At 64.3% G+C, this 13,567-nt stretch carries 12 protein-coding genes; 8 read left to right on the forward strand and 4 right to left on the reverse strand.

Features of this window, described 5'->3' with window-relative positions:
* Nucleotides 1-11: 11 nt before the first annotated feature.
* Together GYH26_RS02605 and GYH26_RS02610 are read right to left on the reverse strand one after the other, a co-directional pair.
* Complete coding sequence (locus GYH26_RS02605) at nt 12-1,541, reverse strand: solute:sodium symporter family transporter (protein ID WP_161540370.1); 1,530 nt, start codon at nt 1,539-1,541, stop codon at nt 12-14.
* Nucleotides 1,542-1,563: 22 nt separating this feature from the next.
* A complete protein-coding gene (locus GYH26_RS02610; RefSeq protein ID WP_161540371.1) occupies nt 1,564-2,619 on the reverse strand; it encodes a UDP-glucose--hexose-1-phosphate uridylyltransferase in 1,056 nt (351 codons plus the stop codon).
* 259 nt (nt 2,620-2,878) lie between these two features.
* Here GYH26_RS02610 and GYH26_RS02615 point away from each other — a divergent pair, with 259 nt between their 5' ends.
* The 8 genes from GYH26_RS02615 to GYH26_RS02650 all read left to right on the forward strand — a co-directional run bounded on the left by GYH26_RS02615 (nt 2,879) and on the right by GYH26_RS02650 (nt 11,309).
* Nucleotides 2,879-3,220, forward strand: coding sequence for a DMT family protein (locus GYH26_RS02615; protein ID WP_161540372.1), 342 nt, complete (start codon nt 2,879-2,881; stop codon nt 3,218-3,220).
* 96 nt (nt 3,221-3,316) lie between these two features.
* Complete coding sequence (locus tag GYH26_RS02620) at nt 3,317-4,234, forward strand: dihydrodipicolinate synthase family protein (RefSeq protein ID WP_161540373.1); 918 nt, start codon at nt 3,317-3,319, stop codon at nt 4,232-4,234.
* Nucleotides 4,235-4,253: 19 nt separating this feature from the next.
* Nucleotides 4,254-5,702 (forward strand): aldehyde dehydrogenase family protein, encoded by a 1,449-nt coding sequence (locus tag GYH26_RS02625; protein WP_161540374.1) that lies wholly within the window; start codon nt 4,254-4,256, stop codon nt 5,700-5,702.
* Nucleotides 5,703-5,705: 3 nt separating this feature from the next.
* Nucleotides 5,706-6,362, forward strand: a complete 657-nt coding sequence (locus tag GYH26_RS02630) for a GntR family transcriptional regulator (RefSeq protein ID WP_161540375.1) — start codon at nt 5,706-5,708, stop codon at nt 6,360-6,362.
* Nucleotides 6,359-8,122: a DUF885 domain-containing protein gene (locus GYH26_RS02635; protein ID WP_161540376.1), complete on the forward strand. Its 1,764-nt coding sequence runs from the start codon at nt 6,359-6,361 to the stop codon at nt 8,120-8,122. The genes GYH26_RS02630 and GYH26_RS02635 overlap by 4 nt, the downstream gene beginning before the upstream one ends.
* Nucleotides 8,122-9,123, forward strand: a complete 1,002-nt coding sequence (locus tag GYH26_RS02640; RefSeq protein ID WP_161540377.1) for a 4-hydroxyproline epimerase — start codon at nt 8,122-8,124, stop codon at nt 9,121-9,123. Before GYH26_RS02635 ends, GYH26_RS02640 begins: the two co-directional genes overlap by 1 nt.
* A gap of 43 nt (nt 9,124-9,166) precedes the next feature.
* Nucleotides 9,167-10,414 (forward strand): NAD(P)/FAD-dependent oxidoreductase, encoded by a 1,248-nt coding sequence (locus GYH26_RS02645; protein ID WP_161540378.1) that lies wholly within the window; start codon nt 9,167-9,169, stop codon nt 10,412-10,414.
* Between the two features lie 73 nt (nt 10,415-10,487).
* Nucleotides 10,488-11,309 (forward strand): hypothetical protein, encoded by an 822-nt coding sequence (locus GYH26_RS02650; RefSeq protein ID WP_161540379.1) that lies wholly within the window; start codon nt 10,488-10,490, stop codon nt 11,307-11,309.
* On the opposite strand, the gene mpgP is transcribed toward GYH26_RS02650, so the two are convergent.
* Entirely contained in the window at nt 11,306-12,139 is an 834-nt protein-coding gene (mpgP, locus tag GYH26_RS02655; RefSeq protein WP_012843015.1) for a mannosyl-3-phosphoglycerate phosphatase, read from the reverse strand. The genes GYH26_RS02650 and mpgP overlap by 4 nt on opposite strands.
* A complete protein-coding gene (mpgS, locus tag GYH26_RS02660; RefSeq protein WP_161540380.1) occupies nt 12,136-13,419 on the reverse strand; it encodes a mannosyl-3-phosphoglycerate synthase in 1,284 nt (427 codons plus the stop codon). The genes mpgP and mpgS overlap by 4 nt, the downstream gene beginning before the upstream one ends.
* Nucleotides 13,420-13,567: the final 148 nt, after the last annotated feature.

Raw genomic sequence — 13,567 nt, forward strand, 5'->3', positions numbered from 1 at the left:
TTTGACGCGCGTTACCAGAACAGCAGGTACAGCAAGGCGGTCAGTCCCACAATCCCGAGTCCCATCCAGCGCAGACGGGGAGACGTTTCCATGGGGATAGGTGGGGCGTCGGGCATTTTCGGCGGCTCGGGAAGCGGGCGAAGCTTCGTCACGATCCACATGAACGCGGCCAGCACCAGGAACGTGATCATCATGTGGTGCAGGAAGGCCACGTGCGGCAGCTTCCAGAGCAGTAGGCCATAAACCGGAATGCCCAGGAGCATGGCGCCGATGGCCGCTTCGGGCGGCGTGCGCTTCGAAAACAGCCCGAACAGGAAGGCCGCCGTGATGCCCGGTGAGATGAAGCCCCAGAACATCTGAATGTACTGGAAGACGCTTCCCGTACGTCCCACGATGGGGGCCCACAGGCAGCCGAAGAGCACGAAGGCGGCCGTGGCCACGCGGCCGATGGTTACCAGCTCGCGCGGGGTGGCCTGGCCCTTCTTCCAGTGGCGCTGGTAGAGGTCGATCGTGAAGATCGTGGCGGCCGAGTTCAGCATGGAGTCGAGGCTGCTCATTACGGCGCCGAACAGCGCGGCTAGCATGATCCCGCGCAGTCCGACCGGCAGCAATTCGCGGATCAGGACCGGATAGGCCTGGTCGGCCTGCGTCACTTCCTGCGGGTAGAGGATGGCGGCCATGATGCCGGGGAAAACGATGATGAACGGGATGAGCAGCTTGAGCAGGGCGGCCAGCATGATGCCCTTCTGGCCTTCTTCGAGGCTGCGGGCACCCAGCGTGCGCTGCGTGATGAACTGGTTCAGTCCCCAGTAGAACAGGTTGGGAATCCAGAGGCCACCGATGAACACGGCCACCCAGGGCATTTCCGGATGGTCCCAGGGCAGCACGGTGTGGAGTTTGTCGCCCGCCTGGGTGAAGAACACGTCCACGCCGCCGAGCGCCTGAAAGCCCAGCACCGTCACCAGCAGGCCGCCCAGCAGCAGAGCGGTGCCCTGCAACAGGTCGGTCCACACCACCGCCTTCAACCCGCCGTACACCGTGTAGAAGCCGGCCAGCAGGCCGATGAGCCAGATGCCCAGCACCGTGTCGAGCCCGAAGATGGCTTCGAGCGCCAGTGCGCCGGAGTAGAGCACCGTGGCCAGCGCCACGAACACGTAGGCCAGCATCATGAAGGTGGCCATGATCGTGCGCGCCGTCGTGTTGTAGCGGTATTCGAGGTACTCGGGCATCGTGTAGATGCCGGCGCGAAGGAACTTGGGCAGAAAGAAAAAGGCCACGATGACCAGCGTAACGGCCGCCATCCATTCGTAGCTGGCGATGGCCAGGCCCAGCTCGAAGCCACGTCCGGCCATGCCCACGAAGTGCTCCGTCGAAATGTTGGAGGCAATGAGCGAAAAACCGATCAGCCACCAGGTCAGGCCGCGCCCGGCCAGGAAGTAATCTTCGCCCGTCTCTTCCTTGCGGGAAGCATAGAGCGAGACGCCGATCACGATGGCGATGAAGCCGACGAAAGCGATCAGGTCAACGATTCCGAACGTCATGCTTCGGTCGGGTTGATGAGTGTCAGAAAGCCGTTTGCATGCGGTAATGTACTTCGGAGAGGGCGCGCAAGCGCGCGGCGGCCATCTCGGGCGTCAGGTCGCGCTGCGGCATGCCCAGCATTTCGTAGCCCACCATGAACTTCCGGATCGTGGCCGAGCGCAGCAGCGGCGGATAAACGTGCAGGTGCAGGTGCCATTCAGGATGCGGCCGGCCGTCGGTGGGTGCCTGGTGAAAGCCGGCCGAGTACGGAAAGGAAATCTGGAACAGGTTGTCGTAGCGCACCAGCAGCCGCTTGAGGAGGTCGGCCAGGCCGTCGCGTTCGGCGTCGGTGAGTTCGAGCAGACTGGGCACCGGGCGTCGGCTTATCACCAGCGTTTCGAAGGGCCAGACGGCCCAGAACGGCACCAGCGCTACGAAGTGATCGTTGGCACAGACGATCCGCTGGTCCAGGCGCAGCTCGAGCGCCAGGTAGTCGGCCAGGAGCGTGCGGCCGGTACGCTCGAAGTACGCCTGCTGCTGGTGGCATTCCTTGCGTGGCTCGTTGGGGATCGTCTCCTGCGCCCAGATCTGGCCGTGCGGGTGCGGGTTGCTGCACCCCATCAGTTCGCCTTTGTTCTCGAAGATCTGCACGTAGCGGATTTCCGGACGCTCGCCCAGCTCCCGGTACTGTTCGGTCCAGACGTCCACCACGCGTCGGATGGCGGCCACGTCCATTTCGGCGAGCGTCAGGTCGTGGCGCGGCGAAAAGCACACGACGCGACAGATGCCGCGCTCGGCGTGGGCTTCGAGCAGTTCGTCGGCCGTCCAGTGCGCTTCCGGCGCATCGGGTTGCAGCGCGGCGAAGTCGTTGTCGAAGACGAACGTCTCGGTGTAGGGGGGATTGCGCCGACCGCCGGCGCGCGCATTGCCCGGACAGAGATAGCAGGTGGGATCGTAGGCCGGGCGCGTTTCGGCCGGGATCGACTCGACCAGCCCCTGCCAGGGGCGGCATGCCCGGTGGGGGGAAACCAGCACCCACTCGCCGGTCAGCGCATTACGTCGCCGATGAGGGGTTTCCGCCAGCCAGCTTGCTTCCATGAACGTCGGAGGCCGTCGCGTTTTTTCAAACGAATGATCGGTATTTAAACCGGTACATATCACATCTGACCGGTAAGCTATGTTTCGGGTCGGTGCTTTTCAAAAAGCCCTGTGTTAAGTGTGAATGAAAAGTGAATGGCGAAAGGCCCGCCCTGCTCGTTACCGAAATTTCCCGGCCGCGGTTTTCGGGACTTCGAATCTCTGTGGCCTGTCCGACGTTGATCGGCCGCTTGAAGCCAGACCATCTTCGAACGAGCCTATGCATCCGCTGTGGCAGACCATCGGGTTGCTGATGCTGTCGAACCTGTTCATGACCTTCGCCTGGTACGGGCACCTGCGGCATCTGGGCGATCGCCCCTGGTACGTGGCCGTGCTCGTGAGCTGGAGTATCGCCCTGTTCGAATACATGCTGCAGGTGCCGGCCAACCGCATCGGGTTCACCGTGCTGAACCTGGCCCAGCTTAAAATCCTGCAGGAAGTGATCACGCTCAGTGTGTTCGTGCCCTTTGCCGTCTTCTACATGAATCAGCCGATCCGGCTGAACTACCTCTGGGCCGCCCTGTGCCTGCTGGGGGCCGTGTACTTCATCTTCAAAGGCTGAGCGGCTTTCCGCCAGCACAGGGCGGGTTGCTTTTCTCCATGGCTTCTGATATATTACTGATGTCTGAACTGGTACTTCGGAAAAACATAGGCTTACATGGAGACACCCGGATCGAACTGGCAGGGCGTTTTTCCCGCCGTAACGACGCCGTTTACCGAGGACGACCGCGTGGACGTGCCCGGTCTGCACCGGCTGGTGGATTTTCTCGTCGAAGGCGGCGTGGACGGACTGATCATGCTGGGGACGCTGGGTGAGGGCAGTGTGCTGACCCCGGAGGAAAAAGAGCTGGTGCTGCGGGAGGCGCTGGCGGCGGCCGACGGACGCGTGCCCGTGCTGGCCGGTGTGGCCGAGACGACCACGCGGGCGGCCTGTCGCTTCGCCGAGCGGGCAGCCGCGCTGGGCGTGCAGGGCTTCATGGCACTCCCGGCGCTGCTTTACAACGCGTTGCCGCACGAAACGCTGACCCACTTCCGGACGCTGGCGCGGGCGACCGAGCTTCCCCTGATGCTCTACAACAATCCGGTGCTCTACGGGGTGGACGTGACGCCCGAGATGCTGGACGAGCTGGCCGACGAGCCGCATATCGTGGCCGTCAAGGAATCGTCGGAAGACGTGCGGCGCATTACGGATATCCGCGTGCATACGGGCGACCGCTACCGTCTGTTTGTGGGCGTGGACGATCTGGTGCTGGAAGGGGTGGCCGCGGGTGCCGACGGCTGGGTGGCCGGGCTCACCAACGCCTTCCCGCGTGAGAGCGTGGCGCTGTTTCGGCTGGCGCGGGAAGGACGGCTCGACGAAGCACGGCGGCTCTACCGCTGGTTCATGCCGCTGTTGCATCTGGACGCTTCGCCGCAACTGGTGCAGCACATCAAGCTGGCGCAGGCCTTGGTGGGCGTGGGCAGCGAGCACGTGCGACCGCCCCGCCAGCCGTTGCAGGGTGAGCGGCGTCGGGCGGTGGAAGCCCTCATCCGCAAGGCGCTGGATACCCACGCGGAGATCGAAGACCTGCTCTGAAAACTCGAAAGACTGAGCCATGCAGACAAAGATCTACGGGCACTTCATCAACGGCGAATGGGTGGTGGGAACGGAGACGTTCCCGAACGTCAACCCGTCCGACACGCGCGACGTCATCGGCCACTACGCGCAGGGCACGGAGGCCGACGTGCGGGCGGCCGTCGAGGCGGCCGCGGCGGCCTTTCCGCGCTGGGCGGCCTCGACGCCCCAGGAGCGCTTCGACGTGCTGGATCGGGTGGGCAGCGAGATTCTGGCCCGTGCCGAAGAGCTGGGCACGCTTCTGGCCCGCGAAGAGGGCAAGACGCTGAAGGAGGCCATCGGCGAGGTGAAGCGGGCCGGACAGATCTTCAAGTTTTTTGCAGGCGAGGCGCTTCGGATGAGCGGCGAGCACCTGCGCTCGGTGCGTCCCGGCGTGGAGATCGACCTGATCCGGGAGCCGGTCGGTGTGGTGGGGCTCATCACGCCCTGGAACTTTCCCATCGCCATTCCGGCCTGGAAGGTGGCGCCGGCGCTGGCCTACGGTAATACGGTGGTGCTGAAGCCGGCCGAGCAGGCGCCGGCCAGTGCCTGGGCGCTGGCCGAGATCCTGTCGCGATCCGGTTTGCCGCCGGGCGCCTTCAACCTGGTGCTGGGAGATGGTTCGGTGGGCGCCGCACTGGTGGCGCAGCCGGGCGTGTCGGCCATCAGCTTCACGGGCTCGCGCGAGGTCGGGCGTCAGGTGGCCGAGGCATGCGCCCGCCGCATGATCCGCGTCCAGGTGGAAATGGGCGGCAAAAATCCGCTTGTGGTGCTGGACGATGCACCCTTAGAGGCGGCCGTCGAGGCGGCCGTGAACGGCGCGTACTTTTCGGCCGGGGAACGCTGCACGGCTTCCAGTCGGCTGATCGTCACCGAGGGCATTTACGAGCGCTTCCGCGCGGCGCTGCTGGAGCGTATTCGGCAGCTTCAGGTCGGGCCGGCGCTGGACCCGAACACCGACGTCGGGCCGGTCATTGACGAGGCGCAGATGCAGCGCATTCTGCATTACATTGAACTGGGAAAGCAGGAAGGTGCCGTACTGGCCTGCGGGGGGCAGCGACTGGAGCTGGAAACACCGGGGTTTTACCTGGCGCCCACGCTGTTCGATGAGACGGACAACCGCATGACGATCAACCGGGAGGAAATCTTCGGACCGGTGGCCGCGCTCATTCGCGTCCGTAACTACGAGGAGGCGCTGGCAGTGGCGAACGACACGGAATACGGCCTGTCGGCCGGGATTTTCACGCGCTCGCTCAGGTATGCCCATCACTTTCGGCGCCACGTGCAGGCCGGTACCGTGATGGTCAACCTGCCGACGGCCGGACTGGACTATCACATTCCATTCGGCGGGCACAAAGCGTCCGGCTACGGTCCGAAGGAGCAGGGGCGTTATGCCCAGGAATTCTACACGGTAGTCAAAACCTGTTATGTCGCACCGGAGATTGCCTGAACCATGAAAGTGCAACGCGCAAGTCTGGCCGATCGGGCCTACGAGGTGCTGGAGCACCGCCTCGTAACGCTTCAGCTGGTACCCGGGACGGTTGTCACCGAAAAGGAATTAATTCAGGAAGTCGGCGTAGGACGCACGCCGCTTCGGGAGGCAGTGCTCCGGCTGGCGCAGGAGCAGCTGGTTACCATACTGCCCCGCAAGGGCATCTACATCTCGGAAATCAACCTGACCGACCAGCTGGCCGCGTTGGAGGTGCGGCGGGAGCTGGACCGGCTGATGGCAAGGCGGGCGGCCCGACTGGCACGTCCACAGGAGCGGGTCCAGTTTGCGGAGCTGGCGCAATCCATGCGCAAGCTGGGGGAAGAAGATCTGGATCTGTTCATGCATCTGGACCGTCTGTTCGACCGGCTGGTCGAGAAGGCCTGTCACAACCGATTTGCCGTGCGGGCGGCGGCGCCGCTGCATACGCTGGGCCGGCGTTTTTGGTATGCCTATCACCACGAAGGCGATCTGGAGGCGTCCATTCAGCTGCATGCGCATTTGATGGAACAGATCGCCGAAGGCGACGCGGAAGCAGCCGAGGCGGCGGCCGTCGAGCTGGTGGATGCCATGATAGGCTTTACGCAGCGTGTTCTACAACAAACGATTGAACCCCGATGAAGACGCTTCGATGGAGCGGACTGGTGCTGCTGGTCGGTCTGCTGAGTGCCTGTCGGCCGGCGCCGGATCCGGCGGCACAATTTCGCGCACTGCTGGACGAAAGCTGGGCGTTTCTGCTGCGTGAGAACCCGCTTATGGCCACCTACGTGGGCGTGCATACCTACGACGACCGGTTGCCGTCGGTGACGGCGGCCGATCTGGCCCGGCGCGACTCGTTCTGGGCGCAGGTCGAGCAACGACTGGACGCCATCGATCCGGCGCAGCTTCCCAAAAACGATCGCATCACGTACGACATTTTCCGGCACTGGCTGACGCATCAGCGAGCCGTCTATCGCTATCGCGGATACCTGATTCCCATTACTTCGGACGAGGGCTTCCACATCGCACTGGGGCGGCTGCCCGAATGGCTGGTGCTGCGCACCGAGGCGGATTACCGTAACTACCTGGCCCGGCTGAAGGCCGTGCCGACCTATATGGCCCAGCACATCGCGCTGATGCGCGAAGGTCTGCGGCAGGGCATCACGCAGCCGAAAGTGGTGCTGCAGAACTACACGGCCACCATCACGGGCTATATTGTGGAAGATCCGGCGCAGAGTGTGTTTTTCCGGCCGTTTCGGGAGTTTCCGCCGGGCATCCCGGATTCGGTGCAGCAGCAGTTGCGGGCGGAGGCGCGCCGGGTGATCCGGGAACAGGTGATCCCGGCCTATCGGGACTTTCTGCAGTTCATGGAGACGGAATACATCCCCGGGGCGCGAACGACCACGGCGCTTTCAGATCTGCCCGACGGGCGGGCCTACTACGAACACCTGGTGCGCTACTACACCACGCTGGAGCTGACGCCCGAAGAAGTGCACGAGATCGGCCGGCGCGAGGTGGCCCGCATTCGCGCGGAGATGGATTCGGTCATGCGGCGCACCGGCTTCCGCGGAAGCTTTCAGGAGTTTCTGCAATTTCTCCGGACCGACCCGCGCTTTTATGCCCGCTCGGCCGACGAGCTGCTGCGCGAGGCGGCCTGGATTGCCAAGCAGATGGACGGACGCCTGCCCGCGCTGTTTCATGTGCGCACGCTGCCGCGCCAGCCTTACGGCGTGGCGCCGGTGCCGCCGCATCTGCAACCCCGCTATACCGGCGGCCGCTACATCCCGGCCCCACCGGAGTCGCGCACGGGGGCCTACTACTGGGTCAATCCCTATCCCCTGAACGGTCGGCCGCTCTACGTGCTGGAGGCGCTGACGCTGCACGAGGCCGTGCCCGGTCATCATCTGCAATATGCAATTCGGCAGGAACTCACCGATGTGCATCCCTTCCGGCGGTGGGTCTCTTTTTCGGCGTTCGGGGAAGGCTGGGCGCTCTACGCCGAGAAGCTGGGCAAAGAGGTGGGCTTCTATGCCGACCCCTATCGAGAGTTCGGCCGCCTGACCTACGAGATGTGGCGGGCCTGTCGCCTGGTGGTCGATACCGGGCTGCACGCGCTGGGGTGGACGCGCCGGCAGGCCATCGACTACATGGTCGCCAACACGGCGCTTTCGCTGCACGAGATCACGACCGAGGTGGACCGCTACATCAGCTGGCCCGGACAGGCGCTGGCCTACAAGATGGGCGAGCTGACGATTCTGCGCCTGCGCCGGGAGGCCGAAACGCGACTGGGCGATCGCTTCGACCTTCGCGATTTCCATGAAGTCGTGCTACGCCAGGGCGACGTGCCGCTTGGCACGCTGGAGCGTCTGGTTCATACTTACATTGAACAGAAGGTGGAGTGATGGCGCGCTACACGTTCTCCTGCATCGATGCACACACCTGCGGCAACCCGGTGCGTGTGGTGGTGGGCGGTGCGCCGCAATTGCAGGGCGATACCATGGCCGAAAAGCGGCTGGACTTCATGGCGCGCTACGACTGGATCCGCACCGGGCTGATGTTCGAGCCACGCGGGCACGACATGATGTCGGGCAGCCTGCTCTATCCGAGCCGACGGCCCGACTGCGACATCGGGCTCGTCTTCATCGAGACGAGCGGCTGCCTGCCCATGTGCGGCCACGGGACCATCGGGACGGTTACCGTGCTGCTGGAGCACGGGCTTGTACGTCCCCGCACGGAAGGCGTCGTGGCGCTGGAGGTGCCCGCCGGCCGCGTGGAAGCCTACTACAAAAAAGCGGGCGAGTACGTCGAGTCCGTTCGTATCGTCAACGTGCCCTCGTTTCTCTACGCCGAAGGGCTCCGGGTGGAGTGCCCGGACCTGGGCGAGCTAACGGTGGACGTGGCCTACGGCGGTAACTTCTACGCCATCATCGAGCCACAGGAAAACTATCCGGGACTGGATGCCATCTCGGCGCTGGACATCCTGCGCTGGAGTCCGGTGATCCGGGAGCGCCTGAATGCCGCCCATCGCTTCGTCCATCCCGAAGACCCGCGCATTGCGGGGCTCAGCCACGTGATGTGGACGGGACCGCCGCACCACTCGGAGGCTCATGCCCGCAATGCTGTCTTCTACGGCATGAAAGCCATCGACCGTTCGCCCTGCGGGACGGGCACTTCGGCCCGGATGGCCCAGCTCTATGCGAAAGGCAAGCTCCGCGTGGGCGACACCTTCGTGCATGAAAGCATTATCGGCAGCCTGTTTGTCGGACGTGTCGAAGCGGCCGCACAGGTAGGCGACTTCCCGGCCATCGTGCCCAGCATCGAAGGATGGGCACGGGTGACCGGATTCAACACGATTTTCATTGATGAGCGCGATCCCTATTGTCACGGATTTCAGGTACTTTAAAAGCAACGTGGATCGCTTCAGGTAACCATCGGGCCGACAGGACATGCCATCGGTTGTCATCATAGGGGGCGGCGCCATCGGGCTGGCGTCCGCCTTTTTTCTTCGCCAGCGTGGCAACTTTTCGATCACCGTGATTGATCAGGGGCCGATCGGGGATGGCTGCTCCTACGGCAATGCCGGCTTTATCAGTCCCAGTCATGTGGTGCCGCTGGCGGCGCCGGGCGTGATCGGCAAGGGCTTGCGCTGGCTGTTGAACCCGGAGAGCCCGTTCTACATCCGGCCCCGGTGGGATCCGGAGCTGTTCCGATGGCTCTGGCTTTTCCGGCGTTCGGCCACCGAGCTCCATGTGACCCGAAGCGCGCCGGTCCTGCAGGCATTGCTGGAGCGGAGTCGGGAGTTGACGGCCCGGCTTCAGGAGACGGTGGGCGATTTCGAGTTTCGGCGGGACGGATTGCTGATGCCGTTCCAGAGCGAGGAGGGACGGCACGAGTGTGAGCAGCTGGCGCGTGAAGCCGAACGACTCGGGATGGCGCACGAGTGGATCCCGGCCGAACGGCTGGCGGAGCTGACCGGCACCGAGGTGCGGGCGGAGGGCGGCCTGTTCTTCCCCGGGGATGCGCATCTGCGGCCGGACCGCTTTACGGCGGCGCTGCATCGCTACCTGGAGCAGCAGGGCGTGCGGTTTCTGCCGGAGACGCCGGTGACCGAACTGGAACGTCGGGGAGGGCAGGTGACGGGCGTGCGCACGCCTGACGGTTTGCTCTCGGCTGATCAGGTGGTGGTGGCGGCCGGTGCCTGGTCGGCGCGTCTGGTGCGGGCCGTCGGGTACCGATTGCCGCTGCAGCCGGCCAAAGGCTACAGCCTGACCTTTGCGCCACCGCCGGAGGGCGTGCCCCTGCGCCCGCTGCTGCTGACCGAGACCAAGGTGGCCGTGACCCCGTTCCGGGAGGCGTTTCGCCTGGCCGGGACGCTGGAGCTGTCGGGGCTGGAGCTGTCCATCCGGGACCGAAGGGTGCAGGCCATTTACCGGGCGGCCGGCCGTTACCTACCTGCGCTTCGGTTGCCTGCCCGAGAACAGGCCGAGCTCTGGGCGGGGCTGCGTCCCTGCACACCCGACGGCCTGCCGGTGATCGATCGTGTGCCGGGCACCGAAAATCTCTGGCTGGCGACCGGCCATGCCATGCTGGGCATCTCGCTGGCGGCCGTCACGGGCGAGCTGGTGGCGGCGCTGATCGGAGGCGTCGAACCGCCCGTCGATCCGGCGCCGCTGCGGGCCGACCGGTGGCGCTGACGGCGGTCGCATTTAAGAAAAAGTGCGTACCGGCCGATTCCAGAAACATCCTTTCGGGCAAAAATCGCCTGTCATGGCACCGCGCATGTCCGGGACGCGACAGGTTGCCACAGACGAGCATTTTCGGTTCGACGTGCCGGGCTGCTATCGCACGCAGGCCTTCCAGGCGCTGCTGGCGCGCCATCCGGAGGCGTTGCAGCTCTATGCCCGGCACGTGGAGGCGCAGGCGCATGAACCGGCTTACCTGCAGCGGGTGCGGCAGCTCGTTCCCCGGCTGGTTCGCTGGCTCGGGGAAGAGGTGGCCGCCGACGGGCGGCCGGGGCTCTGCGTGCAGACCAGTGCGCTGCTGAGTCGTCTGCTGGAGGAGCTGGGCATCTGGAATTACGTGGTGGCCGGAGGCTGCGTACTCTCGTTTGTGCCGGCCGACGTGCGACCGCGCGTTTTCTATCTGTTCGACCTGCAGCCGGTGGAGGTCCCGCACGCCTGGGTGGTGGCGCCGCCTTACGACGTGATCGACCTGACGCTGCGTCAACAGCGCTATCCGGGACCGGAGGGACGGCGCATTCCGACGCAGGTGCTGAGTTGCCGGGCGCCGCAGGTAACCGTGCAGCCCGAAGACGTGTGCACCCCGGCCCTGTTGCAGGGGTTGTTGCTTCGCGGGTGGACCCGGGAGGTGTTGTTGCGCCGGGCATTTCCGGAGTTCTGGCATTTTCTGAAGCAGTTTCCGGCGCGTCGGGTGCAAACGCCAACCGTGTCCGTTACGTACATTCCGGCCCGGTTGCTGCTGCCGCCCTGGCATGAAGCCTGGGAGCGCATGCCGCTGATCAACGGCAAATCATTTGTACAGTTTAGAAGCGAGATGGCGCTGGTGCTGAGTGGCAACGGCGCAGCCTAAAGGGCAAGCTGTGTCAGGAGCTGCTCCACGGCCATGCACCAGCCTTCGGGTCCGGGTGCCGGAATGGGCACCAGACCGGGCACATCGACCGACTCCCAGGTGCCGTCCGGCCGCTGCACCAGAAACGGCCGATCGACGGCGCGGAGCATGGGCACGTCGTTGGGGCTGTCGCCCAGGCCGACGGTGAGGATGGCGCCATGTTGCTGGCGGTAGAGCTCGGCCAGCCGATGCACCGCCTGTCCCTTGTCGGTGCCAAGGCCCACCACCGTGTGGAAGCGACCGCCCGCGAAGCAGACCAGCCCATGCGCCACCAGCGCGGCGTTGAACCGTTGCCAGTCGGCCGGTCCGAAGTCCACGATGATCGTTTCGCTGTACTCGCGGGTCATGGCGCGGCGCGCCGCCTCGGGCGGCAGGCCGGTCAGTTCGGCCACCTCCTCCACCGTCATCTCGTGATAGCCCCGGAACGACAGGCCGGTCTCTTTGCGGATTTCCCGGAGTGCCCGGCGGATTTCGGCGGCGGGCCGCCCCAGTTCGATCACCTCCAGGCCGTGCGAGGTGGGACGCGCCTCATGCGGTACGGTGAAATACCCGCGGGGGATGAAAATGGCCGCGCCGTTTTCGACGATGAACGGATCCCGGATGCCCAGTTGCCGGCGGTAGGCGAGCTGCTCGGCCCGTGTCTTGGAAGAGCAGAATACGATCGGGATGCCGCGCTCCTGCAATCGGGCGACGGCTTCACGGGCTGGACCGGGATCGTACGTGTGCAGATCGAGCAGCGTCCCGTCCAGATCCGTAAAAATGACCGGCAGGGGCGTAGGCGTCCGGTTCATGCGGGCGTGGCGACCTGTTCGGAGCCGTCACCTTCGGGCGGTGTGACCGTCGGTCGGGGCAGCCGGCGACGATAGCCCCGCGTCTGGGCAATCGTCTCCAGTTGTTCGCTGTAGGGGGCCCGCATCAACGCATCGCGGAACGCCTCCAGATCCACATGCAGCAGGGCCGGATAGATGCGGGGGGGCGCCGGCTCCTCGCCTTTCGACAGAATGCCCCGGCGATACAGCTCGCGCAACACCTCGCGCTTGATGGGCTCCGGACAGATTTTCGAGTGATAGATGACCTGCAACGAGGCAAGGATCATGTCGTCGATGTGCTCTTCGCCCTTCGATTCGTGCAGGTGCGGGTTACGCGATTCGATCTGAAAGACATTGACCTGATGCTGCATTACTTCCGGATGGGCGCTTTCGATCACGCCACCGTACTTTTCCAGCAGGTCGATGTAGTGATAGGGCTCGATGGCGTAGCCCGTTGCATAGTCCAGGAGCATCGCCAGCTCCATGGTCATGGCGTGCTCGCCCGCATTGCCCGTGCGAATCACCTCGGTTTCGAAGCCCGTGTAGTAGCTGATGAGCTGGTTCAGGAAGCGGTTGGTCACCACCGACGTGCGTCCATATTTGGCGAAGAAAAGCTGCGACTGGACCACCTTGGGTTTGCTGTGCCAGGCGATGCGGACCATCGTGTAGGGTGACTTGCTCAGCGCAAAACCGGCCGCGTACTCGTGCACGTACTCGTAGACCGCGCCCGGGAAGTAGTTGTCCGCGTCGATGAAGCCGATGTAGCGCTTGCCCAGAATGCGCGCCAGGAGCGTGGCGACGATCATGCCCTCGGCCTTGCCATCGGCCACCAGGTCGTTTTCGTCGAGGATGTACGGATAGCCAGCTTCGGCCAGCGCCCGGGCGATGAAAGGATCCTTCTGGTGGACGAGCAACAACTGCTTCTGGGTGAAACGCGACCAGGTCTCGACGGCGTCCTGTTCCATTTTGAAGCGATCGACCGGCGCGCGGCGGCTGTTCGACACGATGATTACCGTGCACTGATGGGGAATGCCGAACAGCACGCCTTCCAGCAGCTTGAGCCGTTCGTCCCGGATGGGGACGACGATGGCCATGTCGCGCTCGATTTCGTAAAGCGTCTCGTAGGGAAGATTCTGAATCACGCTGTTTTCCGAAGCCGGTGCATCCTGGCGCAGGCCGGAGTCCAGTTCATAGACCTTCTGTACGCCATAGATGTGATTGGCGCCAAACCGTTCGGCTTCCCGTGGTATCTCGATACGCATGGTGATTTTCCCGTTTGGTGACCGCCTGAAAAGAACAGACGAATAGCGGCATGCTTCTTTAATCCAGAAACGGCGGAGCCTACCGCTCAGGTTCCAGAATCGGATGCGCCGGAGCCGTCAGAGGCCTTGCGCCAGAAATACCCCTTTT

Origin of the sequence: Rhodothermus marinus (assembly GCF_009936275.1) — a bacterium.
GTDB lineage: Bacteria > Bacteroidota > Rhodothermia > Rhodothermales > Rhodothermaceae > Rhodothermus > Rhodothermus marinus_A.